The organism is Streptomyces echinoruber, from assembly GCF_014651135.1.
Classification (GTDB): Bacteria; Actinomycetota; Actinomycetes; order Streptomycetales; family Streptomycetaceae; genus Streptomyces; species Streptomyces echinoruber.
Window position 1 is genome coordinate 20,332 of sequence record NZ_BMWH01000010.1, and the last position, 24,010, is coordinate 44,341.

At 73.5% G+C, this 24,010-nt stretch carries 21 protein-coding genes; 9 read left to right on the forward strand and 12 right to left on the reverse strand.

Going from position 1 to position 24,010, the window contains the following annotated elements; genetic code table 11:
* Positions 1 to 6: 6 nt before the first annotated feature.
* On the reverse strand, positions 7 to 4,929 hold the full coding sequence (locus IE225_RS14160; protein ID WP_190057841.1) for an ATP-dependent helicase: 4,923 nt from the start codon (positions 4,927 to 4,929) through the stop codon (positions 7 to 9).
* A 396-nt stretch (positions 4,930 to 5,325) separates the two neighbouring features.
* On the opposite strand from IE225_RS14160, the gene IE225_RS14165 reads away from it, so the two are divergent.
* Genes IE225_RS14165 through IE225_RS14175 form a run of 3 tightly spaced genes read left to right on the forward strand, consistent with a single transcriptional unit; the run spans position 5,326 to position 7,351 of the window.
* On the forward strand, positions 5,326 to 6,276 hold the full coding sequence (locus tag IE225_RS14165; RefSeq protein ID WP_190057842.1) for an AraC family transcriptional regulator: 951 nt from the start codon (positions 5,326 to 5,328) through the stop codon (positions 6,274 to 6,276).
* A 23-nt stretch (positions 6,277 to 6,299) separates the two neighbouring features.
* On the forward strand, positions 6,300 to 7,046 hold the full coding sequence (locus IE225_RS14170; RefSeq protein WP_190057843.1) for an AzlC family ABC transporter permease: 747 nt from the start codon (positions 6,300 to 6,302) through the stop codon (positions 7,044 to 7,046).
* Entirely contained in the window at positions 7,043 to 7,351 is a 309-nt protein-coding gene (locus IE225_RS14175; protein ID WP_190057844.1) for an AzlD domain-containing protein, read from the forward strand. Before IE225_RS14170 ends, IE225_RS14175 begins: the two co-directional genes overlap by 4 nt.
* 115 nt (positions 7,352 to 7,466) lie before the next feature.
* Here the strand turns inward: IE225_RS14175 and IE225_RS14180 are convergent, their stop codons facing one another.
* Positions 7,467 to 8,519, reverse strand: a complete 1,053-nt coding sequence (locus IE225_RS14180; RefSeq protein WP_229879543.1) for a hypothetical protein — start codon at positions 8,517 to 8,519, stop codon at positions 7,467 to 7,469.
* A 78-nt stretch (positions 8,520 to 8,597) separates the two neighbouring features.
* Between IE225_RS14180 and IE225_RS14185 the strand changes: the two genes are divergently transcribed.
* Together IE225_RS14185 and IE225_RS14190 are read left to right on the forward strand one after the other, a co-directional pair.
* Complete coding sequence (locus tag IE225_RS14185) at positions 8,598 to 8,792, forward strand: DUF3046 domain-containing protein (RefSeq protein ID WP_190057845.1); 195 nt, start codon at positions 8,598 to 8,600, stop codon at positions 8,790 to 8,792.
* Between the two features lie 123 nt (positions 8,793 to 8,915).
* Positions 8,916 to 10,382 carry an AI-2E family transporter gene (locus IE225_RS14190; RefSeq protein WP_190057846.1) on the forward strand — a complete coding sequence of 489 codons (1,467 nt, stop codon included), beginning with the start codon at positions 8,916 to 8,918 and terminating at the stop codon, positions 10,380 to 10,382.
* Positions 10,383 to 10,494: 112 nt separating this feature from the next.
* On the opposite strand, the gene IE225_RS14195 is transcribed toward IE225_RS14190, so the two are convergent.
* Positions 10,495 to 11,298, reverse strand: coding sequence for a hypothetical protein (locus IE225_RS14195; protein WP_190057847.1), 804 nt, complete (start codon positions 11,296 to 11,298; stop codon positions 10,495 to 10,497).
* 334 nt (positions 11,299 to 11,632) lie between these two features.
* Between IE225_RS14195 and recA the strand changes: the two genes are divergently transcribed.
* Positions 11,633 to 12,760: a recombinase RecA gene (recA, locus tag IE225_RS14200; protein ID WP_190057848.1), complete on the forward strand. Its 1,128-nt coding sequence runs from the start codon at positions 11,633 to 11,635 to the stop codon at positions 12,758 to 12,760.
* Between the two features lie 3 nt (positions 12,761 to 12,763).
* Positions 12,764 to 13,630, forward strand: coding sequence for a recombination regulator RecX (recX, locus tag IE225_RS14205; protein ID WP_190057849.1), 867 nt, complete (start codon positions 12,764 to 12,766; stop codon positions 13,628 to 13,630).
* Between the two features lie 307 nt (positions 13,631 to 13,937).
* On the opposite strand, the gene IE225_RS14210 is transcribed toward recX, so the two are convergent.
* From IE225_RS14210 to IE225_RS14240, 8 genes are all read right to left on the reverse strand, one after another.
* Positions 13,938 to 14,348 carry a rhodanese-like domain-containing protein gene (locus IE225_RS14210; RefSeq protein ID WP_229879546.1) on the reverse strand — a complete coding sequence of 137 codons (411 nt, stop codon included), beginning with the start codon at positions 14,346 to 14,348 and terminating at the stop codon, positions 13,938 to 13,940.
* Positions 14,345 to 14,938 carry a cupin domain-containing protein gene (locus tag IE225_RS14215; RefSeq protein WP_190057964.1) on the reverse strand — a complete coding sequence of 198 codons (594 nt, stop codon included), beginning with the start codon at positions 14,936 to 14,938 and terminating at the stop codon, positions 14,345 to 14,347. The genes IE225_RS14210 and IE225_RS14215 overlap by 4 nt, the downstream gene beginning before the upstream one ends.
* Before the next feature lie 86 nt (positions 14,939 to 15,024).
* Positions 15,025 to 15,129: a putative leader peptide gene (locus tag IE225_RS34000; protein WP_373303186.1), complete on the reverse strand. Its 105-nt coding sequence runs from the start codon at positions 15,127 to 15,129 to the stop codon at positions 15,025 to 15,027.
* A gap of 70 nt (positions 15,130 to 15,199) precedes the next feature.
* Positions 15,200 to 16,828 (reverse strand): FAD-dependent monooxygenase, encoded by a 1,629-nt coding sequence (locus IE225_RS14220; protein WP_190057850.1) that lies wholly within the window; start codon positions 16,826 to 16,828, stop codon positions 15,200 to 15,202.
* 185 nt (positions 16,829 to 17,013) lie between these two features.
* A complete protein-coding gene (locus tag IE225_RS14225; RefSeq protein WP_190057851.1) occupies positions 17,014 to 18,000 on the reverse strand; it encodes an amino acid ABC transporter permease in 987 nt (328 codons plus the stop codon).
* Positions 17,997 to 18,662 carry an amino acid ABC transporter permease gene (locus IE225_RS14230; RefSeq protein WP_190057852.1) on the reverse strand — a complete coding sequence of 222 codons (666 nt, stop codon included), beginning with the start codon at positions 18,660 to 18,662 and terminating at the stop codon, positions 17,997 to 17,999. The genes IE225_RS14225 and IE225_RS14230 overlap by 4 nt, the downstream gene beginning before the upstream one ends.
* 78 nt (positions 18,663 to 18,740) lie before the next feature.
* On the reverse strand, positions 18,741 to 19,571 hold the full coding sequence (locus IE225_RS14235) for a glutamate ABC transporter substrate-binding protein (protein WP_190057853.1): 831 nt from the start codon (positions 19,569 to 19,571) through the stop codon (positions 18,741 to 18,743).
* Positions 19,572 to 19,763: 192 nt separating this feature from the next.
* On the reverse strand, positions 19,764 to 20,540 hold the full coding sequence (locus IE225_RS14240) for an amino acid ABC transporter ATP-binding protein (RefSeq protein WP_190057854.1): 777 nt from the start codon (positions 20,538 to 20,540) through the stop codon (positions 19,764 to 19,766).
* A 285-nt stretch (positions 20,541 to 20,825) separates the two neighbouring features.
* Here IE225_RS14240 and IE225_RS14245 point away from each other — a divergent pair, with 285 nt between their 5' ends.
* Positions 20,826 to 21,512, forward strand: a complete 687-nt coding sequence (locus IE225_RS14245) for a response regulator transcription factor (RefSeq protein WP_190057855.1) — start codon at positions 20,826 to 20,828, stop codon at positions 21,510 to 21,512.
* Between the two features lie 12 nt (positions 21,513 to 21,524).
* A complete protein-coding gene (locus tag IE225_RS14250; protein ID WP_190057856.1) occupies positions 21,525 to 22,991 on the forward strand; it encodes a sensor histidine kinase in 1,467 nt (488 codons plus the stop codon).
* On the opposite strand, the gene IE225_RS14255 is transcribed toward IE225_RS14250, so the two are convergent.
* Positions 22,970 to 23,965, reverse strand: a complete 996-nt coding sequence (locus IE225_RS14255) for a TAXI family TRAP transporter solute-binding subunit (RefSeq protein WP_190057857.1) — start codon at positions 23,963 to 23,965, stop codon at positions 22,970 to 22,972. The genes IE225_RS14250 and IE225_RS14255 overlap by 22 nt on opposite strands.
* Positions 23,966 to 24,010: the final 45 nt, after the last annotated feature.

The following is a 24,010-nucleotide window of genomic DNA, read 5'->3' on the forward strand; positions in this document are numbered from 1 at the left end:
GCCCGGTCACGCCCGGATGCGCAGCCCGCGCGGGGTCGGGACGAAGCCGGCTGCTTCCAGGAGGGCGCCGAACGGGGAGGTCAGGGCGGAGACCCCGTTGACGCGCTCCACCGTCACCGTGCCCAGGGCGCCCTCGCGGGCCGCGGCGGCGAGGGCGTCGGCGGCCGCTCTCAGCCGGGGATCGTCGGCGACCCCGGCAGCGGGATCGGAGGGCCAGGCCAGCAGGGTCTTGCCGCCGCGCTCCATGTACAGCGTCAGCTCGCCGTCGACCAGCACCACCAGCGAGCCCGCCTTGCGCCCCGGCTTGTGCCCGGCGCCGGTCGGCGGTTCGGGCCAGGGCAGGGCGGCGCCGTAGGCGTTCGCAGGGTCGGCGGCGGCCAGAACGACGGCCCCGGCGCCGGCGGCGGCACGGCGGCCCGCCGGGCCGTCGCCGTACGGGGTGCGCGAGGTGTACGGGGTGTACGGGCCGTGGGCACCGTAGGGGTTCGGCGACGGGTGGTCCCGCGGGGAGACGTAGGCGTCCCGGGAGGCGGGCGATGCGGGACGGGCACCTTGTGGGCCGGGGCCGAAGTCCTCGTCGAAACCGGCCGGCGCGGGAAGGCCGTCCGGTGAGCCCGGGGCGTCCGCCGGCCACGGGCCGTCGTCCCCGAAGCCGCCGGGGGCGTGCGGTGCCGGCAGCGGCTCCCCCCGCTCGCGCGCGTTGGCCACGGCGCGCAGGCGGTCGACCGCGCCGTCCATGGCGAACTGCGCCGCTCCGAGTCCCTCGACGACGTAGCCGCGCCGGGCCTGGCCGCTCTCCTCGAAGGCGGACAGGACGCGGTACATCGCCGAGAAGCCGCCCTCCACGCCCTCCGCGGCCACGGCCCCGCGGGTGACCACGCCGTGGCGGTCGAGCAGGGTGCGGGCCAGGGCGTGGGCGCGCACGGTGGTGTCGGGTTCGCGCTGCGGCAGCAGGGACCAGCGGCCGGCGACGGTCGGCGGGCCGCTGCGGGAGGCGGGGCGGGCGGCGGCCGTGAGGCCGCCGTAGCGGCCGCGCGGGACGGTGCGCCGGGCGCGGTGGGCCGTGGAGCCGGCGGTGCGGCCCGAGCCGAGGAGGGAGCGCAGCGGCGCGAGGGTGTCATTGGTGAGACGGCCGGACCAGGCCAGGTCCCACAGGGCGTCGGCGAGTTGGGGATCGGTGACGTCGGGATGGGTGGTGGCGCGGACCCGGTCGGCGACCTGACGGAAGAACAGGCCGTAGCCGCCGGAGAGCGCTTCCAGGACCGACTGGTGCAGGGCCGTGAGCTCCAGCGGGTGCGGAGGCGGCAGGAGGAGCGGGGCCGCGTCCGCGAGATAGAGGGCGACCCAGCCGTCCTTGCCGGGCAGCGCGCCCGCGCCCGCCCACACCACCTCGCCGGCGGCGGTCAGTTCGTCGAGCATCGAGGGCGTGTAGGAGGCGACACGGGACGGCAGGACCAGTTTCTCCAGTGCCGAGGCGGGCACGGGGGCGCCCTGGAGCTGCTCGATGGCGCGCACCAGCCCGTCGACGCCGCGCAGGGCGTGGCCGCGGCCGATGTGCTGCCACTGGGGCAGGAACTGGGCGAGCGCGGCGGGCGGCACCGGTTCCATCTCGTGCCGCAGTGCGGCGAGGGAGCGGCGCCGCAGCCGGCGCAGGACGGTCGCGTCGCACCACTCCTGGCCGATCCCCGCCGGGTGGAACTCGCCCTGGACGACCCGGCCGACGGCCGCGAGCCGCTGCAGGGCGCCCTCGGTGACGGCCACGCCGAGCCCGAACCGGGTCGCCGCCTGCGCCGAGGTGAACGGGCCGTGGGTGCGGGCATAGCGCGCGAGGAGGTCGCCGAGCGGATCCTTCACCGGCTCGGTGAAGGCCTCCGGCACACCGACGGGCAGCGCCGTGCCCAGGGCGTCGCGCAGACGGCCGGCGTCCTCGACCGCCGCCCAGTGCTCGACGCCGGCGATCCGCACCCGGATGGCGCGGCGCGCGGCGGCCAGCTCCCCGGCCCAGCCCGGCTCGGCGCCGCGCTCGGCCAACTCCGCGTCGGTGAGCGGCCCGAGCAGCCGCAGCAGGTCGGCGACGCCCTCGGTGTCCTTGACCCGCCGGTCCTCGGTGAGCCACTGCAGTTCCCGCTCGAGCTCGGCCAGCACCTCCGCGTCGAGCAGTTCGCGCAGCTCCGCCTGGCCCAGCAGCTCGGCCAGCAGCCGCGAGTCCAGGGACAGCGCGGCGGCGCGGCGCTCGGCGAGCGGCGAGTCCCCCTCGTACAGGAACTGGGCGACGTACCCGAAGAGCAGGGAGCGGGCGAAGGGGGAGGGCTCGGGGGTGGTGACCTCGACCAGGCGGACCCTGCGGGACTCGATGTCGCCCATCAGCTCGACGAGTCCGGGGACGTCGAAGACGTCCTGCAGGCACTCGCGGACCGCCTCCAGGACGATCGGGAAGGAACCGAACTCGCTGGCCACCTGCAGCAGTTGGGCGGCGCGCTGGCGCTGCTGCCACAGCGGGGTGCGGCGGCCGGGGTTGCGGCGCGGCAGCAGCAGGGCGCGGGCGGCGCACTCGCGGAAGCGGGACGCGAACAGGGCCGAGCCGCCGACCTGGTCGGTGACGACCTGTTCGATCTCGCCCTTGTCGAAGACGACGTCCTGGGCGCCGACCGGCGCCTGCTCCGCGTCGTACTCCGTACCGCCCCGCATCGGGTCCTGGTCCAGCAGGTCCAGACCCATCAGGTCGGCGTCGGGCAGCCGCAGCACGATGCCGTCGTCGGCGTGCATGACCTGCGCGTCCATGCCGTACCGCTCGGAGAGGCGGGCGCCGAGCGCGAGCGCCCACGGGGCGTGCACCTGGGCGCCGAAGGGGGAGTGGACGACGACCCGCCAGTCGCCCAGCTCGTCACGGAAGCGCTCGACGACGACGGTGCGGTCGTCGGGGACGTGGCCGCAGGCCGCGCGCTGCTCGTCCAGGTACGACAGGACGTTGTCGGCGGCCCAGGCGTCGAGCCCGGCGGCCAGCAGCCTCAGGCGGGCGTCCTCCTTGGGCAGGGACCCGACCTCGCGCAGGAACGCGCCGACCGCGCGGCCCAGTTCGAGGGGACGGCCCAGCTGGTCGCCCTTCCAGAAGGGCAGCCGTCCGGGCACGCCCGGGGCGGGGGAGACCAGGACGCGGTCGCGCGTGATGTCCTCGATGCGCCAGGAGCTGGTGCCGAGGGTGAAGACGTCGCCCACGCGGGACTCGTAGACCATCTCCTCGTCCAGCTCGCCGACCCGGCCGCCGCCCTTCTTCGGGTCGGCCCCGGCGAGGTGGACGCCGAACAGGCCCCGGTCGGGGATCGTGCCGCCGGAGGTGACGGCGAGCCGCTGGGCGCCGGGGCGGCCGGTGACGGTGCCGGCGACGCGGTCCCACACCACGCGCGGGCGCAGCTCGGCGAACGCGTCGGACGGGTAGCGGCCGGCGAGCATGTCGAGAACGGCCAGGAACGCCGACTCCGGCAGTGAGGCGAAGGGCGCGGCACGGCGGACCACGGCGAGCAGGTCGTCGACCTGCCAGGTGTCCATCGCCGTCATCGCCACCAGTTGCTGGGCGAGCACGTCCAGCGGGTTGGAGGGGATCCTCAGCGACTCGATGGCGCCGGAACGCATCCGCTCGGTGACCACGGCCGCCTGCACCAGGTCGCCCCGGTACTTCGGGAAGACCACACCCTTGGACACGGCGCCGACCTGGTGTCCCGCGCGGCCGACGCGCTGCAGGCCGGAGGCCACCGACGGCGGGGACTCGACCTGCACGACCAGGTCCACCGCGCCCATGTCGATGCCCAGCTCCAGGCTGGAGGTGGCCACCACGGCGGGCAGCCGGCCGGCCTTCAGGTCCTCCTCGACCAGGGCGCGCTGCTCCTTGGAGACCGAGCCGTGGTGGGCGCGGGCGAGGACGGGCGGGGCTCCCCGGGCGGCACCGGAGCCGCCCATGAGCTGCGCGGGCGCATGGTGCTCGGCCGGCGCTTCGCCGGTGGCCCGCTCGTGGGCGATCTCGTTGAGCCGGTTGCACAGCCGCTCGGCGAGGCGGCGGGAGTTGGCGAACACGATCGTCGAGCGGTGCGCCTGCACCAGGTCGGCGATCCGCTCCTCCACGTGCGGCCAGATGGACGGACGCTCGGCGCCCTCGGTGCCGTCGGCGACGGGGGAGCCGCCCAGTTCGCCGAGGTCCTCGACCGGGACGACGACGGACAGGTCGAACTCCTTGGCCGCCTCGGGCTGGACGATTTCCACCTTGCGGCGCGGGGAGAGGAAGCGGGCGACCTCGTCGACCGGGCGGACGGTCGCCGACAGGCCGATGCGGCGAGCCGGCCTCGGCAGCAGCTCGTCCAGCCGCTCCAGGGACAGCGCGAGGTGCGCGCCGCGCTTGGTGCCCGCCACCGCGTGCACCTCGTCCAGGATCACCGTCTCCACGCCGGTCAGGGCGTCCCGCGCGGCTGACGTGAGCATCAGGAAGAGCGACTCGGGCGTGGTGATGAGGATGTCCGGCGGGCGCGTGGACAACGCGCGCCGCTCGGCGGGCGGGGTGTCGCCGGAGCGGATGCCGACCTTCACCTCCGGCTCGGGCAGACCCAGGCGGACGGCCTCGTGGCGGATGCCGGTCAGGGGGCTGCGCAGGTTGCGCTCGACGTCGACCGCGAGGGCCTTGAGCGGAGAGACGTACAGCACCCGGCAGCGTTTCTTCGGGTCGGCGGGCGGGGGCGCCGACGCCAGTTGGTCCAGGGCCGCGAGGAAGGCCGCCAGGGTCTTGCCCGAGCCGGTGGGGGCCACCACCAGCACGTCCGAGCCCTCCCGGATCGCCCGCCACGCGCCCGCCTGGGCGGCGGTGGGCGCGGAGAAGGCCCCCGTGAACCAGCCGCGGGTCGCGGGGGAGAAGCCGTCGAGGGCCTGGTGGGCGGAGCTGACCATGCGTCCATCGTGCACCCACCCACTGACAATGGGCCTGACCTGGGCATTCGTCCGCGACAGGCGGGTTCGGTGGTGACGGAGGGTGACCAGGTGGTGGCCGAGAGGCGGTCGGGAGGCGGTCGGCGGGACCGTTTGGGGCCGGTCGGAGTGGTGGACTGAGGGGTTGATGGGACGGGCCCGTCGAGTCGGGGCCGCCAGAGGTGGAGTGCGAGCGGCCGGTGGGACGGGTCCGCCGGGGAGGGGCCGCCAGTGGGGGACTCCCCGGACCAGGGACGGCCGGTCCGTCCGGTCCGCGGATAGGGGCCCGGTCCGCGGATAGGGGCCCGGTCCGCGGACGGGGGTCCGGTCCGCGGACGGGGCGGACCGGCTGCCCCAGCTCTGGCGCACAATGGCCGCATGGCGGGTTCGACCACGGAGCAGGCACGGCACTGGTGGTACCCGGACCTGCCGGGGGTGGACCTGCTGCGCGCCCGCTACGTCCGCAAGACGTTCGTCCGGCACACCCACGAGAACTTCGTGATCGCCGCCATCGCCGACGGCGTCGAGGTCTTCCACCACCGCGGGGCCGACCAGTACGCCGGGCCGGGAGCGCTCGCGCTGATCAACCCCGACACCCCGCACACGGGCCGGGCCGGGGTGCCCGAGGGCTGGCGGTACGGCGCCGTCTACCCCACGCCCGAGGTGGTCGCCGGGATCGCCGCCGAGACCACCACGCTGCGCGGGACGCCGGGCTTCGTCAGCCCCGTGCTCGACGACCCGTACGCCGTCGGCCTGGTCCATCAGGTGCTGCGCGCCACCGACGAGGGCAACGCGCTGGCCGCCGACACGCTGCTGCGGGTCGTCGTGACCCGGCTGCTGCGGCTCAACGGCGGCCCGCTGCCGCGCCGCGAGGTGCGCACGGCGGGCGCGCGGACCGCGGCACGCGCGCGTGCGGTGCTGCTGGAGCGGATGGCCGCTCCGCCGAGCCTGGAGGAACTGGCCGCGGGCGTCGGCACCAGCCCTTTCGCGCTGCTGCGGGCTTTCCGGGACGCCTACGGCATGCCGCCGCACACCTGGCTGACCGACGCCCGCGTCCGCCGGGCACGCCGGCTGCTGGATACGGGGACGCCGCCCGCCGAGGTCGCGGTCGCCGTCGGTTTCACCGACCAGCCGCACCTCAACCGCCACTTCACACGCATCGTGGGCGTACCGCCCGGCGTCTACCAGCGCGAGCGCCTCGACCGGCCCGCGCGTCTCGACCAACCCATGCGTCTCGACCAACCCACGCGTCTCGACCAGTCCGCGTCTCTCGATCAGTTCACACGTCTCGATCAGCCCGCGCGCAAGAACGTACAAGACCCGACCTGAGGCCGGCTCCTAACGTCTTGGTCGTGCCAGAACAGACAGCTTCCCCGGACATCCGCACCGAAGACGTGGAACGGCCCGACGCGGCCGTGGTCCGCGACGCCCTCGGCGTCGGGATCGCCGTAGGACTCTCCGGATTCGCCTTCGGGGTGACCTCGGCCGGCAGCGGACTCTCGCTCGCGCAGACCTGCGCGCTGAGCCTGCTCGTGTTCACCGGTGCCTCGCAGTTCGCGCTCGTCGGCGCGCTCGCGGCGGGCGGCACCCCGCTCACGGCAGCCGCCGGGGCGTTCTTCCTCGGCGTGCGCAACGCCTTCTACGGGCTGCGCCTGTCGCAGTTGCTCGCCCTCCCGCGTGCGCTGCGCCCCCTGGCCGCGCAGTGGGTCATCGACGAGACCTCGGCGGTGACACTCGCGCAGCCCACCCGGCGCGCCGCCCGGATCGGCTTCACCGTCACCGGACTGAGCCTGTACGTGCTGTGGAACCTCACCACGCTGCTCGGCGCGCTGGGCGCCCAAGCACTCGGCGACACCGACGCCTGGGGGCTCGACGCGGCCGGACCCGCCGTCTTCCTGGCGCTGCTCGCGCCCATGCTGAAGACCACCACCGAGCGTGCCACCGCCGCGCTCGCCGTCCTCCTCGGGCTCGGGCTGCTGCCCGTGCTGCCCGCCGGGGTGCCGGTGCTGGCGGCCGCGCTCGCGGCGCCGGCGGTGCTGTGGGCCGAAGGCCGCCGCAGGAACGGTGGCGGCGACCACGCGCGCGAGGAGGGCCGGTGAACACCTGGATCGCCATCGCGGTGACCGCACTGGGCTGCTACGCCGTCAAGCTCGCCGGGCTGCTCGTCCCCGCGGGCCTGCTGGAACGGCCGCTCGTCCGCCGGCTGGCCGCCCTGCTGCCGGTCTCCCTCCTCGCGGCGCTCACGGCCCAGCAGACCTTCTCGCACGGGCACGTCCTCGTCCTGGACGCCAGAGCCGCCGGGCTCGCGGCGGCGGCCCTGGCGCTGGTGCTGCGCGCTCCGTTCCTGCTCGTCGTCGCGGCGGCCGTGGTCGTGACGGCCGGGGCGCGGGCCATGGGCGCATGACCCGCGCGGGAGGCGGTTCACGTGTGCGCGAGGCGGCTTGCGTGAGATCGGCGAGTACCGCGAGCGGAACCAGGCGGCTCACGCGTGCGCGAGGCGGCTGCTCACGCGCGGGGGCTCAGCCGATCCGGCGGCCGTACGCCCGGAGAGTGCGCAGTGCCTCGATCGTCACCGCGGGGCGCGCCTCCAGGGCGGGGCCCGGCGCCCACTGGCGCCAGGTCACCGGCCAGCCGCCGTCCGGGCGCTGCTCGGCCGCCAGGAAGTCCAGGGAGCGCGCCATCTCCTCGTCCGTGAACCACGCGCGCGCGAGGGAGTCGGGGGTGCGGGCGTAGTCGTGCGGGAAGTGGTGCTCGCCGGGTGCGTAGCCCGGTGCGACGGGCCAGGTGTCCCGGCGCTCCGGGTCCAGGACGGCCAGCCGTTGCTCGCGCACCAGGCGGCCGAGCCGGTCGGCGGCCGCCTCTGCGCGCGGGCGGTCGGGCACGCCGTCCAGGAAGGTCACGGCGGCCTCGACCTCGTACGGGTGCGAGGTCTCCAGGGACTCCACCGCCTGCCAGCAGAACTCGGTGGCGCGGAACAGCCAGGCGTGCCACACGTTGTTGCGGTGCAGCAGGCCCACCACCGGTCCGGTGGCCAGGAGGGAGGCGGGCGGGTCGTCCACGACCGGCACGAAGGGCGCCGCCGGGTAGCCGCGCTGGCCGGGCAGGACCGCCGGCAGGGCGCCCTCGCGCGTGGAGACGGAGGTCAGGTAGCCGCACACGCGCTCCACCCGCTGCCCGCCGCAGCGCCCGATGAGGTCCAGGACGTGCAGGGCGCGCCCGGTGTGCAGCGGCTGGCTCACCGGGCCGCGCAGATCGGGTTCCAGGGCGTGGCCGAAGCCGCCGTCGTCGGTGCGGTAGGCCTCCAGTGCGGTCTCCACCGGGTCCGGGCGGCCGTGCAGGAACAGGTACGCGAACAGGCGCTGCTCCAGTACGCGCGCGGTGAGCCACACGAACTGCTCGGCGTGCAGGAGCGGGGAACGTTCCGAGGGCTCCTTGGACTCTTTGGACCCCTTGGACTTTTTGGGCTCCTTGGATTCGGCGGGCTCCTTGGACTCGGCGGGCTCCTTGGACTCCGAGGGCTCCGAGTGCGGCGGGGGTGTCGGGGGAAGGGCGGAAGCTCCTGTTTCGGCCATGGGGCGACCGTAGGGTGGAAAGCGGTCTCGAGCGGTGGCCCGGCCATCGGTCACCCCCGCGGGCGGGATACTGGGGGCATGCGGTTGACGGTCTTCTGGCAGCGGATGGCGGAGCACTTCGGTCCGGCCTACGCCGACACCTTCGCGCGCGACCACGTCATGTCCGAGCTGGGAGGGCGCACCGTGCATGAGGCGCTGGCGGCCGGCTGGGACGCCAAGGACGTGTGGCGGGTGGTCTGCACCGTGATGGACGTGCCGCCCGAGAAGCACTGAACCGGCTCCGCGGACGACGCCGCGGATTCGTTCGGCAGCGGGACGGGCGCCCGCGGACCACAAGGATCCACGAAGATCGCCCGGCGGGCTCCGAATGTCGGTGACGTGGGCGAGACTTGCACCGTGACACCCACTGACGAAACCGGGCAGCCGGCCCAGCACGCGACCCCGTTCGGTACGACGCCGCCCACCCGGCCCCCGGCCGGCCGCGGCGCCGGACCGGGCGCGCGCATGCCGCGCTGGCTGCCCCGCGCCATGGTGCTCGCGCTCGCGCTCATCGCCGTGTTCCAGCTGGGCAGTTGGGTCTTCCACCGGCTCACCGGCCTGCTGATCAACATCCTGATCGCGTTCTTCCTGGCGCTGGCCATCGAGCCGGCGGTGAGCTGGATGGCCGCCCACCGCATCCGCCGGGGCGCCGCCACCTTCCTGGTCTTCCTCGGGCTGACCATCCTGGCGGCCGGATTCGTCACCCTGCTCGGCTCCATGCTCGCCGGGCAGATCATCAAGATGGTCGAGGGCTTCCCGGACTACCTCGACTCGGTCATCCACTGGATCAACACGACCTTCCACACCGACCTGCGGCGCGTCGACATCCAGGAGGGTCTGCTCCACTCCGACTGGCTGCGCAGGTACGCGCAGACCAGCGCCGCCGGTGTGCTGGACGTGTCCGCCACAGTGCTCGGCGGCCTGTTCCAGCTGCTCACCATAGGCCTGTTCTCGTTCTACTTCGCCGCCGACGGGCCCCGGCTGCGCCGCACCATCTGCTCCGTCCTGCCGCCCGCCCGGCAGGCCGAGGTGCTGCGCGCCTGGGAGATCGCCGTGGACAAGACCGGCGGCTACCTGTACTCGCGCGGCCTGATGGCGCTCATCTCCGGCATCGCGCACTATGTGCTCCTGCAGGCCCTCGGCGTGCCGTACGCGCCCGTGCTCGGCGTCTGGGTGGGCCTGGTGTCGCAGTTCATCCCCACCATCGGCACGTATCTCGCCGGTGCGCTGCCGATGCTGATCGCCTTCACGGTCAATCCCTGGTACGCGGTGTGGGTGCTGGTCTTCGTCGTGCTCTACCAGCAGTTCGAGAACTACGTGCTGCAGCCCAAGCTGACCTCGAAGACCGTCGACATCCATCCCGCGGTCGCCTTCGGATCGGTCGTCGCCGGCACCGCCCTCCTCGGCGCCGTCGGCGCGCTCATCGCCATCCCGGCGGTCGCCACGCTGCAGGCGTTCCTCGGGGCGTACGTCAAGCGCTACGCCGTCACCGACGACCCCCGGGTGCACGGTCACCGCAGGCGCGGTGCGGCGGCGCCCGGCCTGTTCCGGCGCGCCCGGCACCTGTGGGCGCGGCGTCCGGGGACGGAGCCGGCGCGGCCTGCCGGGGAGGCGGGGGCGACCGGGGCGACCGGAGAAGCGGGGAGGGCCGGTGCACCGGAGGGGACGGGAGAGCCGGGAGGCGCGTCGGGGACGGCGGGAGGGCCGTCGGGGAACGAACCGGGACCGGGCGCATCGGGGACGGCGGGGGAGCCGGAAGCGGACGCGCCGGGAGAGCCGGGGCCGGAAGAGCCCGGCACGTCGGGCCCTGCGGACGGTTCCTGAGGGAGCCGGCCGGACCGGAGGACCTGGCCGGGAGACAGGGCGTTCGGGATCGGGAGGCAGGGGGGCTCGGCGCCGGGAGACAGAGCGCGCTCAGTATCGGGAGGCCGGACGTTCAGTACGTCAGCACCGCCCACACCCCGGCCCCGGCGACCGCGGCCGCGTAGCAGCCCACCCCCGCCGCCACGATCCGCCGCCGCACCGCCTCGCTCCACGAGGTGCGCGACAGCAGCCGGGCCAGCGCCGGCAGCACCAGCACGGCGTGCAGGCTCACGCCGTGCAGCGGCTTCAGCGGCGCCGTCGAGTGGTAGGCGGCCTCCTGGTGACCGGTCCGGGTCAGCACGACACCGCGCGCGATCATCGCGGCGCCCGACGCCAGGGCGACGAGCAGCACGGCGAAACCGGAGCGCACCGCGAGCGGCATGCCGGCCGGGCCGGTGGGCGGGTGCCGGAAGGACGCCACCGCGAAGACGGTGAGCAGCACCACCAGAATCCCGCCGCCCACCGCCAGCGTCATCGACACCGCGGTGTCGAAGGGCGTCTCCGTGTTCAGGTGCGACGGCACCCGGCGCCATGCCTGCAGGGTGATGCCGCCCACCTCCACGACGCAGTCCGCGGCGAGGACGGTCAGCAGCGCCGCCCGCGGCCGCGCCCCGATCCGCACGTACGACGTCACCCAGGTGACCGCGATCAGCGTCACCCCGAAGGACAGCCCGAACGTCACCGGCTTGCGCCAGGAGACGGGGCCGTCCCACGGGCCGCCGTCGACGGCGAACACCACCAGGTGGGCGAGACCGGAGAGGACCAGCAGGACGCCGGTGGCGTGGCAGAGGCGCTCGGCGGGGCGCGGGCCGCGGGCCGGGGCGGGGCCGGCCGACGGACGCGCCGGCGGGTGCGTCGACGGTGTGGTGATTCCCATGCGGCCAGCCTGGCGCCGGGGACGCGGGCCGTCGTCGTCCGGGCGGGGACACCGCGCGTACGCCCCGGGGAGCAGACCGGGCCTCGGGAGCCGTGTGGTGCGCTTGACACAGAAATCGAACAACTATTCTTATGGAGGCTCCGGCAGGGTTCCGGCAGAGCTCCGGGGGACTCCGGTGGGGTCTCCGAGATGGTTTCGAGGGGATTCCGTCAGGTTTCGCCTGGGGGGTGCCCGAGTTGTCCACAGGCCGGACGTGCGTCGGGGCCCATTGTCAGTGGCAGGCGTTAGCGTCTTTGACGTGAAGCGATCGACTCAAGCAAACCGGGTGGAACCCATGGCAGGAACCGACCGCGAGAAGGCTCTGGACGCCGCGCTCGCACAGATTGAACGGCAATTCGGCAAGGGCGCGGTCATGCGCATGGGCGAGCGGTCGAAGGAGCCCATCGAGGTCATCCCGACCGGGTCGACCGCGCTGGACGTCGCCCTCGGCGTCGGCGGCCTGCCGCGCGGCCGCGTCGTGGAGGTCTACGGGCCGGAGTCCTCCGGCAAGACGACCCTGACCCTGCACGCGGTGGCCAACGCCCAGCGGGCCGGCGGCACGGTGGCGTTCGTGGACGCCGAGCACGCCCTCGACCCCGAGTACGCCAAGAAGCTCGGCGTCGACATCGACCAACTGATCCTCTCCCAGCCGGACAACGGCGAGCAGGCGCTGGAGATCGTGGACATGCTCGTCCGCTCCGGCGCCCTCGACCTGATCGTCATCGACTCCGTCGCCGCGCTCGTCCCGCGCGCGGAGATCGAGGGCGAGATGGGCGACAGCCACGTGGGTCTGCAGGCCCGCCTGATGAGCCAGGCCCTGCGGAAGATCACCGGTGCCCTCAACCAGTCCAAGACCACCGCGATCTTCATCAACCAGCTGCGCGAGAAGGTCGGCGTGATGTTCGGCTCCCCGGAGACCACCACCGGTGGCCGCGCGCTGAAGTTCTACGCCTCGGTGCGTCTGGACATCCGCCGCATCGAGACCCTGAAGGACGGCACGGAGGCGGTCGGCAACCGCACCCGCGTCAAGGTCGTCAAGAACAAGGTCGCGCCGCCCTTCAAGCAGGCCGAGTTCGACATCCTCTACGGCGAGGGCATCAGCCGCGAGGGCGGCCTGATCGACATGGGCGTGGAGCACGGCTTCATCCGCAAGGCCGGAGCCTGGTACACGTACGAGGGCGACCAGCTCGGCCAGGGCAAGGAGAACGCGCGCCAGTTCCTCAAGGACAACCCCGACCTGGCCAACGAGATCGAGAAGAAGATCAAGGAGAAGCTGGGCGTCGGCGTCCGCCCGGAGGAGCCGGCCGCGGAGCCGGGCACGGACCCGGCGGTCACCTCCGCCCCGGCCGAGCCGGTCAAGGCCGTACCCGCCCCGGCGGCGGCCAAGGCCGCCAAGCCCAAGGCCGCGGCGGCCAAGAGCTGACCCGTGACCCGGCGAACCGACTGGACCGAGTACCCCCGTCCACCCGCCCCGCAGGGACACGCCCCGCAGAGACCCGTTCCGCAGGGATCCGGGTGGGAGGGCGACGGGAGACACACCGGCGACGGTGCCGGCCGGCCGGACGGTGACCCGCGTCCCGCAGCGGACGGGTACGCCGAGGACTCGTACGGTGGTGAGGGCGCGCCCGCCGGTCGGCTCCGCGGTGCCGGCGGAGCGCGCGCCACGGCCGGCCCGAGCGGCGAGGGCGGCCCACGCCGACGCGGTGGACGACGTCGGCGCGGCTTCGCGGAGCCGTCCGGCGAGGACGGGGGTGCCTCCTCCTTGTCGAGGGCCGAGGCGGGGGAGCCTCCAGGGGACCCGGTGGAGCGGGCGCGTGCCATCTGCCTGCGCCTGCTCACCGGGACCCCGCGCACCCGCAAGCAGCTCGCCGACGCCCTGCGCAAGCGGGACATCCCGCAGGAAGCGGCGGACGAGGTGCTGTCCCGCTTCGAGGAGGTCGGCCTCATCGACGACGGCGCCTTCGCGGATGCCTGGGTGGAGTCCCGGCACCACGGCCGGGGACTGTCCCGGCGTGCCCTCGCCCAGGAGCTGCGCACCAAGGGTGTCGAGACACCCCTGATCGAGGAGGCGGTCGCACAGCTGGACGACGAGCAGGAGGAGGCCACCGCGCGCGAACTCGTCCGGCGCAAGCTGCGTGCCACCCGCGGCCTCGACCGCGACAAACGCATACGCCGCCTCGCGGGCATGCTCGCCCGCAAGGGCTACTCCCAGGGCCTGTCCCTCCGGGTGGTCCGGCAGGCACTGGAGGAGGAGGGCGAGGACACGGAGTTCCTCGGCGACGGGGATTTCTGAGTTCTGAGCTTTGCGTTCCGAGGAAGGCGCAGGACGCAGCCGGTGACCGCGGCCACCCCTGAGGAAGCGGCTTCGGAGGCCGCCCGGCGTGCCGCGTCCCGCCGGAGGTCCCGTCGGAGGGACACAAGGTGCACGTCCCCGTCTCCCTGACCTCTCCCTGACACCGGTGGGTACGGGCCCGGACGGCGACCCGGCCGCCGGAACGCAGGCGACAAGAGCACCGCTCCGCCGTACGGCCCCTCCTGTGCCGCCCCCTTCGCGGGACCGGGCCGGCGCCCGCTGCACCGGCCGGGCCCGCCGTCCCGTCTCACGCCGCCGGCGGCGTCACCGGCAGTCCCGCCGCCCGCCATGCCTGGAAGCCGCCGATCACGTCGGTCGCACGGTACAGGCCCAACTGGCGCAGGGAGGCGGCCGCGAGGCTGGAGGCGTATCCCTCGTTGCAGAGCACCACGATCCGCAGATCGTGCCCGGTGGCCTCGGGGAGGCGGTGGCTGCCCCAGGGGTCCAGCCGCCACTCCAGTTCGTTGCGTTCGACGACGAGCGCGCCGGGGACCAGCCCGTCGCGCTCGCGCAGGGCGGCGTAACGGATGTCGACCAGCAGCGCCTCGCCCGCCCGCGCGGCCGCGTGGGCCTCCTCGGGCGTCACCCGCTCATAACCCGCGCGCACCCGTTCCAGGAACGTGTCGATGCCGACCGGCTCCGGGCGTGCGGCGCTCACTGCCAGTCCTCCGGACGCTCGACCTGCTCCAGGCGCAGCACGAGGCCCGTACGGCTGTAGCGCCGGATGCGCGGCAGCGGCGGGTAGTAGGCGTGGACGGAGATCGCGTGCCGGTCGGGGGACTCGTTGAGGACCTCGTGGACGTGGTGGCGGCCGAAGGCGCGGCCCCGCCCGGCCGGCAGCCGCCGTTCGCGGTCCACGCCCTCGGTCAGCTCGAGGGTCCTCCAGCCGTCGGTGGGCAGCCGCGCGGCGAGCGAGTTCTCCTTCAGTTCCCCGGCGGCCGTGACGAAGGCGCCGACCGAGTCGGCATGGTCGTGCCAGCCGGTGCCGGTGCCGGGCGGCCAGCCGATCAGCCACGCCTCGCTGCCGCGCGGCCCCTCCAGCCGTACCCAGGTGCGCTCCTCGGGATCGAGCGGCAGGGAGGCGACGAGGCCGGCGTCGGCGGCCACGCGGCGGGCGAAGTCGAGCAGTTCCGCCTGCGTGGGCGCCGCCGCGCGGGACGCGGCGGAGGAGGAAGCGGGCGCCGAGGAGGAGGCGGAGACGGAAGAAAGAGCGGAAGCGGAAACGGAGGAAGGCGGGGAAGAGGACACAGACACGTGGACCGTCCTGACGAGGCGTTCGCGGAAGTGCGCGCGACAGCACGGAAGGGGCGCGCGCGGTGGGAGGGGAGGCGAGGTCAGCAGGACGGGCGACACACGCAGCCCGCATAGCGGACCAGGTCCATGTGGACCCTCCGCCACAGGCGCACGCAGGTGTCGGTCATGGCTCCGGAGTACACCATGACCGGCCAGGACGGTCAACTCAGTGTCACCATGCGGACGCACCGTGACGGCGGACTCCGGCAGGGCGCCTCAGCGCGCCCCCGCCCCCGCGTCCGCCTGCGTCTGCGCGCCCGTGTCGGCCCCGCTGCCCGCCGCACCCCCGATCGCCGCCTCCGCCGCCGCGTACAACCCGGCCGGCCGGACCCCGGCGAACGCCGTGACGAGGTGGCCGTCGGGGCGGACCAGCAGCACGGTGTGCGCGGCCGCCCCCGGGTACTCCTCGGCGACCAGGAGTTCGGCGTGGTGCGGCAGCGCGGTCACGGCGGCCGCCAGGCGGGGCATCAGGCCGGCGGACATCCAGTGCTCGCGCGCCCACACCGTCGTACCGGGCGCGACGAGCACCACCAGCAGCGCCCCGCGGCCGAGCCGGTCGCGCAGCGGGACGAGGGAGCCGTCCTCCGCGGTGACCGGGACGTCCGCGACCGGCGCGCCGGGCGGCGTGTCCACGGGCACCTCCCCCTCCAGCGGCTCGGGCGGGGCGAGCGGGGAGTCGGCGTAGGTGCCCGGCTCGCCCACCGGACCGCGCCCGAGGTGGCCGTCGGCGAGCAGCGCGTCGTGGCCGCGGCCCGCGCCGGGGACGACCGCGCGCAGGCCCCGGCCGCCGCGCAGCAGCGGCAGCACCTGGTCGGCGGCGCGCAGCCGGGCGGCGACGGCGGCGCGCCGCTCCGTCTGGTAGCTGTCCAGCAGCGCCTCGCGGGGCCCGTGGTGCCAGGCCGACGCCAGCTTCCAGGCGAGGTTGTCGGCGTCCCGCAGGCCCTCCTCCAGACCGTGGGTGCCGAGCGCGCCGAGGCAGTGCGCCGCGTCCCCGGCGAGGAAGACCCGCCCCGTGCGCCACCGGCGGGCGAGACGGTGGTGGACGATGTGGACGCCGGTGTCGAGGAGGTCGTACGGCGGTGTGGAGCCGCCGGCCCAGCCGGCCAGGGTCTCGCGGATGCGGGTCACCAGCAGTTCCGGCGTGACCAGGTCCTTGCCCGGCGGCAGCAGCCAGTCCAGGCGCCACACGCCGTCCGGCAGGGGGCGGGCGCAGACCTCCCCGGCGGAGGGGCCGGAGGTGCGCCACGGCGGCCGGCGGTGCAGCACGGCCTCGTTGTCCCAGGGCAGTTCGGCGCGCAGCGCGGCGACGGCGTACCGTTCGACCGCGGTGCGGCCGGGGAAGCGGATGTCCGCCAGCTTGCGCACGGTGGACCGCAGACCGTCGCAGCCGACCAGGTAGCTGCCGCGCCACCAGGTGCCCCGGGGGCCGCGCGTGTGGGCGGTGACACCGGCGGGCTCCTGCTCGACGGCGTCCACGCGGCTGTCCACGGCGATGTGCGCCAGCGGCTGCCCGGCCAGGGCCGCGCGCAGGGCGCCGGTCAGCACGTGCTGGGCGACGTGCACGGGGGCGGGCCCGGCGTCGTCGAACACCACCTCGCGCGTCACCTGCCGGCGCCGCAGCGCCCGCCAGCCCCTCCAGCGGATCCCGGCCCCGGCGAGCGGCACGCCGGTCAGCCGCTCCATCAGGGCCGCGGTGTCCTCCCGCAGCACGACGGTGCGGGCGGGGCGCGGCTCCTCCTTGCCGGGCCCCTCGTCGAGCACGACCACCGGCACCTCCTGACGCGCCAGCGCCAGGGCGAGCGTGAGCCCCACGGGCCCCGCTCCGACGACGATCACCGGGTCCATGACGCGGCGTCCCCTGCTCGCGGTGAGGCCGGTGAAGCCGTGGGAAACGTTCGTGAACAGGAGGGTGGAGCAGGGTGCGCGATCACAGAACGTATGCAACCTATTGCCGCTGCTTGCGTCAAGCGACGAAGGGCAGTGGCGATCATGCCACTGCCCTCGGGGTCACCCGACTGATTGACGGATTGTCAGAGGGCGGCCTTGTCGGTCCCGGAGGTCCCGGAGGCCCCGGGGGTCCCGGAGGTTTTGGCGGTCCCGTCGGCCGTCCCCGCGGCCCCGGTCGTTCCGGCGGCGCCGGTGTGCGCCGTACCGGCGATGTCCTCGACCGCCTCGGCGCCCACCACCGCGCCCGTGGACTTCTTGCCGCGCCGCAGCCGGCCCTCCAGCCAGCCGGCGAAGCTGGTCAGCGAGAAGTTGAGGACGATGAAGATCACGGCGACGACGGTGAAGCTGGCGATGGTGTTCGCGCCGTAGTAGCTGCTCATGGTGTTGGCGGAGGACAGCAGGTCCGGGAAGGTGAGGACCGCGCCGCCGAGGGCGGTGTCCTTCACGATGACCACGAGCTGGCTGACGATCGCCGGGAGCATGGCGGTGACGGCCTGCGGCAGCAGGACGGACGTCATGGTCTGCGTCTTGCGCAGGCCGATCGCCTGGGCGGCCTCCGTCTGCCCCTTGGGCAGGGCCAGGATGCCCGCACGGACGATCTCCGCGAGCACCGAGGCGTTGTACAGCACCAGGCCGGTGACGACGGCGTACAGCGGACGGTCGTCCGAGCTGACGCTGGTGTACTGCGAGTACAGCGCCACGCCGAAGATCATCAGGATGAGGACCGGGATGGCCCGGAAGAACTCGACCACGATCGCGGCCGGGACCCGGACCCACACGTGGTCGGAGAGCCGCGCGATACCGAACACGGCGCCCAACGGCAGCGCTATGACCATCGACAGGGCCGCTGCGATCAGGGTGTTCTTCAAGCCGGGCAGGATGTAGGTGGTCCAGGCCTCGGAGCCGGAGAAGAAGGGCTTCCACTTGGCCCACTCGAGCTGGCCCTTGTCGTTCAGCCCCTGGTACACCCACCACAGAAGCGCCAGCAGCAGGGCGAAGAAGACGACCGTGAGGAGGATGTTGCGCCGCTTGGCCCGCGGGCCCTGGGCGTCGTACAGGACCGAGCTCATCGCTTCACCGCCACCTTCTTGCCCACCCAGCCGAGGATCAGGCCGGTCGGGAGGGTCAGGACCACGAAGCCGAATGCGAAGATCGCGGAGATCAGCAGCAGTTGTGCCTCGTTCTCGACCATGTCCTTCATCAGTGCGGCGGCCTCCGCCACACCGATCGCGGCGGCCACCGTGGTGTTCTTGGTGAGCGCGATCAGGACGTTCGTCAGCGGGCCGACCACCGAGCGGAACGCCTGCGGCAGTACGACCAGCCTCAGCACCTGGGTGAAGTTCAGACCGATGGCGCGGGCCGCCTCCGCCTGTCCGACCGGCACGGTGTTGATGCCGGAGCGGACCGCCTCGCAGACGAAGGCGGAGGTGTAGACGATCAGCCCCAGCACTGCGAGCCGGAAGTTGATGTGGGAGAAGCCGTGCGCGCCGAGGCTGATGCCGAGGGTCTGGTTCAGGCCCAGCGAGGTGAACAGGATGATCACCGTCAGCGGGATGTTCCGCACGATGTTGACGTACGCCGTGCCGAAGCCGCGCATCAGGGGCACCGGGCCCACCCGCAGGGCGGCCAGCACGGTTCCCCAGATCAGGGACCCGACGGCGGAGAGCAGGGTGAGCTTGATCGTCACCCAGAAGGCTCCCAGCAGGTCGTAACCTTCAAGAAAGTCGAACACGATCTTCCGCGCTTCCGCGTGTAGGGATGCCCCGGTGCGCCGCCGCCGGGGAGGGCGGCGGCGCACCGGGGCGCTGCCTCAGCTCTTGATGTCGCCGATCTTCGGCGCGGGCTCGTTCTTGTAGCCGGCCGGGCCGAAGTTCTTGTCCACGGCCTTCTTCCAGGAACCGTCGGCGACCATGTCCTGAAGAGCCTTGTTGATCTTGTTCTTCAGGTCGCTGCCCTTCTTGACGCCGATGCCGTAGTTCTCGTTGGTCATCTTGAAGCCGCCGAGCTTGAACTTGCCCTTGAACTGCGGCTGTGCGGCATAGCCGGCGAGGATCGAGTCGTCGGTGGTCAGCGCGTCGACGGCCTTGTTCTGCAGACCGTTCAGGCAGGCCGAGTACGTCGGGTACTTCAGCAGGTCCGCCTTGGGCGCCAGCTTGTCCTTGATGTTCTGCGCCGAGGTCGAGCCGGTGACCGAACACAGCTTCTTGCTGTTGAGGTCGGCCGGCGACTTGATGGAGTTGTCGTCCGCGCGCACCAGGACGTCCTGGTGCGCCAGCAGGTACGGGCCGGCGAAGTCGACCTTCTGCTGCCGCTCCGGGGTGATCGAGTACGAGGCGGCGATGAAGTCGACGTCGCCGCGCTGCAGCATGGTCTCGCGGTCGGCGCTCTTCGACTCCTTCCACTCGATCTGGTCCGCGCTGTAGCCGAGCTTCTTGGCGACGTACGTCGCCACGTCCACGTCGAAGCCGGAGTAGCCCTGCGGGGTCTTCTGGCCGATGCCCGGCTGGTCGAACTTGATGCCGATCTTGATCTTCTTGCCGCCGCCGGAACCGCTGCCGCCGTCGCCCGAGCCGCACGCGGTGGCGGTGACGGCGAGGGCGAGCACGGCGGCCGACGCGGCGGTGACCTTGCGGAGCTTCATGGTGCACATCCTTCGGGTGGTGAAGCCTTCGAGGGGTGAGAGGCGGGCCTGCGGTCCCCGGATCCCGGGGCTGTGGCCCCGCGCGCCGTCCGCCCCGGCCGCGGAGCGCGGTGGGCCGCGGGCTGCGGGCCGTGGGGAACGCGGCGGGTGGCGGGGAGCGTGGTGGACGGCGGGGAGCGCGGCGGCCCGCCGTCAGTGGTGCAGGATCTTCGACAGGAAGTCCTTGGCGCGGTCGCTGCGCGGGTTGCTGAAGAACTGGTCGGGAGTGGCCTCCTCGACGATCCGGCCGTCCGCCATGAACACCACGCGGTTCGCGGCCGACCGGGCGAAGCCCATCTCGTGGGTGACGACGACCATGGTCATGCCGTCCCGGGCGAGCTGCTGCATGACCTCCAGGACCTCGTTGATCATCTCGGGGTCGAGCGCGGAGGTCGGCTCGTCGAAGAGCATCACCTTCGGGTCCATGGCCAGCGCGCGGGCGATCGCGACGCGCTGCTGCTGGCCGCCGGAGAGCTGCGCCGGGTATTTGTCGGCCTGGGCGGCCACCCCGACCCGGTCGAGCAGCGCCCGGGCCTTCTCCTCGGCCTCCTTCTTGTCCTTGCGGCGGACCTTGATCTGGCCGAGGGTGACGTTCTCCAGCACGGTCTTGTGCGCGAAGAGGTTGAAGGACTGGAAGACCATGCCGACGTCGGCCCGCAGCCGCGCCAGCTCCTTGCCCTCCTGGGGCAGCGGCCTGCCGTCGATCAGGATGGTGCCGGAGTCGATGGTCTCCAGGCGGTTGATGGTGCGGCACAAGGTGGACTTCCCGGACCCCGAGGGTCCGATGACCACGACGACCTCGCCACGGGCGATGGACAGGTCGATGTCCTGGAGCACGTGCAACGCGCCGAAGTGCTTGTTGACGTTCCTCAGGACGACCAGATCGCCGGTCGCGGCCACGTCCTGCTTGGCCACCGATACTTCGGTCATCGCTTTCAGGCTCCGTCCTCCTCGATTTCCGCAGGACAGTAATGACCCCGTCCGACCTGCGTCATTACATCTGAGGGAGATCTGAGCATCACAATCCGATAGCAATCGGACACGTGTCGTGGCGGCGCCGTCCGGGCCGCGTACCGGCTGGGTAACGGCGGGCCGCGCCGCGCCGGAACCCCCTTGACGTCCTCGTCATCCATCAGCGTGACTGCCAGGTGGTACACACGCGTGCCTGTCGTTGCACCACGGGATCGAACGACCGGTGAACCGGAGGGGACCGGGATGAGACTGCTTCTCGTCGAGGACGACAATCATGTCGCCGCGGCGCTGTCCGCCGTCCTCAGGCGGCACGGGTTCGACGTCACGCACGCCCGCAACGGCGAGGAGGCCCTCCAGGCGCTCGTGCCCGAGAGCGCCGGTTTCGGTGTCGTCCTGCTCGACCTCGGCCTGCCCGACCAGGACGGCTACGAGGTCTGCAGCAGGATCCGCAAGCGCACCAGCACCCCGGTGATCATGGTCACCGCCCGGTCCGACGTGCGCTCCCGCATCCACGGCCTCAACCTCGGCGCCGACGACTACGTCGTCAAGCCCTACGACACCGGTGAGCTGCTGGCCCGCATCCACGCCGTCAGCCGCCGCACCGTCCACGAGAGCGCGGGCACCGCCGCCGAGACGGAGGTGCGGCTCGGGCCCGTGCACATCGAACTGCCCACCCGCCGGGTCACCGTGGACGGCACGGTCGTCCAGCTCACCCGCAAGGAGTTCGACCTGCTGGCGCTGCTCGCGCAGCGGCCCGGTGTCGTCTTCCGCCGGGAGCAGATCATCAGCGAGGTGTGGCAGACCAGTTGGGAGGGCACCGGGCGCACCCTGGAGGTGCACGTCGCCTCCCTGCGCGCCAAACTGCGCATGCCGGCCCTGATCGAGACCGTGCGCGGCGTGGGCTACCGGCTCGTCGCCCCGGCCGCGTAGCGGGGCCGCCGGGTGCGCACACGACTCCTGCCGCTGCTGATCGTCCTGATGGCGGCCGTGCTGCTGGCGCTCGGCATCCCGCTCGCCGTCAGTGTCGCGGCCGCCCAGCAACAGCGGGTCGTCGTCGACCGCATCGACGACACCGCCCGCTTCGCGGCCCTCGCCCAGTACGTCACCGACCGGCCCTCCGGCTCCCGCCGCACCGTCACCGACGAGCGCCGCGAGACCCTGGACCGGGAACTCCAGGCGTACCACAAGGTCTACGGCATCCGGGCCGGCGTCTTCTACACCAACCAGAGCCCCATGGCCAACGCCCCGTCGGACTGGTCCGTCCCCGCGGCCGGAGAGGTGCGGGACGCCTTCGACGAGGCGCTGCTCAGCCGGCGCAGCCACGACCCGGAGCAGGTCTGGCCCTGGCAGCGGCGCACGCTCGTCGTGGCCTCACCGGTCATCCGGGACGGCGACGTCGTCGCGGTCGTCGTCACCGAGTCGCCGACCGGGCCGATGCGCGCCCGCACCCTGCACGGCTGGCTGCTCATCGGCGCCGGCGAGATCGCCGCGATGCTGCTCGCGGTCGGTGCCGCGCTGCGCCTGACCGGCTGGGTGCTCAGGCCCGTGCGCATCCTCGACGCCACCACGCACGACATCGCCACCGGACGTCTGAAGTCCCGCGTGGCGGTGGCGAGCGGACCGCCGGAACTCAGGCGGCTGGCGAAGTCGTTCAACGAGATGGCGGACCACGTCGAGGACGTGCTGGAGCAGCAGCGCGCCTTCGTCGCCGACGCCTCCCACCAGCTGCGCAACCCGCTCTCGGCGCTGCTGCTGCGCATCGAGCTGCTCGCCCTGGAACTGCCCGAGGACAACGAGGAGATCGCCTCCGTCCGCGCCGAGGGCAAGCGCCTGGCCCAGGTCCTCGACGACCTGCTCGACCTGGCGCTGGCCGAGCACGCCGAGGCCGATCTGCGCCTCACCGACATCGGCCACCTGGCCGCCGAACGCGTCGCCGCCTGGACCCCGGCCGCCGAGGCCAAGGGCGTGCGCCTCACCGGCCGCTGCCCGGCCACCACGGCCTGGGCCGATCCGGTGGCGCTCTCCAGCGCCCTGGACGCGGTCATCGACAACGCGGTGAAGTTCACACCCCAGGGCGAGAGCGTCGAGGTCACCGTCGCCGCGGCCGGCGAGACGGCCACGATCGTCGTCGCCGACCACGGCCCGGGCCTGACCGACGAGGAACTCGCCCGCGTCGGCGACCGGTTCTGGCGCAGCGGCCGGCACCAGAACGTCAAGGGCTCCGGCCTGGGCCTGTCCATCTGCCGGGCGCTGCTCGCCGCGGGCGGCGGCACCATCCGCTACGACCACCACGAGCCGCGCGGGCTGAAGGTGACGCTGACGGTGCCCAGGAGCGCGCCGGCGGAAGCGGACCAGGGGATGGAGCAGGGGTTGGGTCAGGGGCCGGGTCAGGGCTTGACGGAGCGGTAGTAGCGCCGCGCCCCCTCGTGCAGCGTGAGCGGGTCCGTGTAGATCGCGGTGCGCAGGTCCACCAGTTGCGCCGAGTGCACGTGGTGGCCGATGCGGTCCCGGCTCCGGATCACCGTGCGGGTGATCCACTCGGTGAGCCGGGGGGCGGCGTCGGTGCGGGTGATCAGCAGGTTGGACACCGCGATCGTCGGCACGGCGCCGCCGCGCACCTCGGAGTAGGCCGACTCCGGCATGGTGGTGGCCCGGTAGTAGCGCGTGCTCCCGCCCTCGGCGTGCAGCCCGGCGACCAGGTCGGCGTCGATCGGCACGAAGCGGAAGCGGAACGTCGTGGCGAGCTCCTTCAGCCCGTCGGTCGGCAGCCCGCCCGACCAGAAGAACGCCTGGATCGCCCCGCTGCGCAGCCGGTCGGGGCCGGTGTCGATGCCGTCCGGTTCGGGGACGATGTCCTTGCGCGGGTCGATCCCGGCCGCCCGCAGCACCCGCGTGGCGATCAGCCGCACGCCGGAGCCGGGCGGCCCGATGGCCACCCGCTTGCCGCGCAGGTCCGCGACGGTGGTGACGTCCGAGTCGTACGGCACGGCGAGCTGCACATAGTCGTCGTACAGCCGCGCCACCCCGCGCAACCGGTCCGCGCCGGGGGCGTGCCGCAGCCGGTAGGTCTCCACCGCGTCGGCCGCCGCGATCGCGAAGTCGGCGCTGCCCGTCGCCACCCGCTCGACATTCTCCTGCGAACCGTGACTGATCCGAAGATTCACCTTCAAGTCGGGCATATCGGCACGCAGTTCCGTGCGCAGCAGCCGGCCGTACTCCTGGTAGACGCCCAGCGGCGTGCCCGTGCTGATCGAGACCGTCCCGCTCGGCGGCGCGTCCCCCAGGGGCAGCAGCCACCACAGCAGCAGCCCGAGGACGACCGTGCCGGCGCCCGCGGCCTGCAGCGCACGGCGCCTGCCGAGACGGGGGAGGAGCTTGACCATGCGGGCGATCCTGCCAGCCGGGCAGGGAGCTGACCAGGGGCGGCC

What these genes read in the sequence shown, in the direction of transcription:
- recA (WP_190057848.1), top strand. Translation starts at nt 11,633, where the DNA reads ATGGCAGGAACCGACCGCGAGAAGGCTCTGGACGCCGCGCTCGCACAG.
- IE225_RS14220 (WP_190057850.1), bottom strand. Translation starts at nt 16,828, where the DNA reads ATGGACCCGGTGATCGTCGTCGGAGCGGGGCCCGTGGGGCTCACGCTC.
- IE225_RS14195 (WP_190057847.1), bottom strand. Translation starts at nt 11,298, where the DNA reads ATGGGAATCACCACACCGTCGACGCACCCGCCGGCGCGTCCGTCGGCC.
- IE225_RS14165 (WP_190057842.1), top strand. Translation starts at nt 5,326, where the DNA reads ATGGCGGGTTCGACCACGGAGCAGGCACGGCACTGGTGGTACCCGGAC.
- IE225_RS34000 (WP_373303186.1), bottom strand. Translation starts at nt 15,129, where the DNA reads ATGGTGTACTCCGGAGCCATGACCGACACCTGCGTGCGCCTGTGGCGG.
- IE225_RS14240 (WP_190057854.1), bottom strand. Translation starts at nt 20,540, where the DNA reads ATGACCGAAGTATCGGTGGCCAAGCAGGACGTGGCCGCGACCGGCGAT.
- IE225_RS14255 (WP_190057857.1), bottom strand. Translation starts at nt 23,965, where the DNA reads ATGGTCAAGCTCCTCCCCCGTCTCGGCAGGCGCCGTGCGCTGCAGGCC.
- IE225_RS14180 (WP_229879543.1), bottom strand. Translation starts at nt 8,519, where the DNA reads ATGGCCGAAACAGGAGCTTCCGCCCTTCCCCCGACACCCCCGCCGCAC.
- IE225_RS14245 (WP_190057855.1), top strand. Translation starts at nt 20,826, where the DNA reads ATGAGACTGCTTCTCGTCGAGGACGACAATCATGTCGCCGCGGCGCTG.
- IE225_RS14225 (WP_190057851.1), bottom strand. Translation starts at nt 18,000, where the DNA reads ATGAGCTCGGTCCTGTACGACGCCCAGGGCCCGCGGGCCAAGCGGCGC.
- IE225_RS14185 (WP_190057845.1), top strand. Translation starts at nt 8,598, where the DNA reads ATGCGGTTGACGGTCTTCTGGCAGCGGATGGCGGAGCACTTCGGTCCG.
- IE225_RS14235 (WP_190057853.1), bottom strand. Translation starts at nt 19,571, where the DNA reads ATGAAGCTCCGCAAGGTCACCGCCGCGTCGGCCGCCGTGCTCGCCCTC.
- IE225_RS14160 (WP_190057841.1), bottom strand. Translation starts at nt 4,929, where the DNA reads ATGGTCAGCTCCGCCCACCAGGCCCTCGACGGCTTCTCCCCCGCGACC.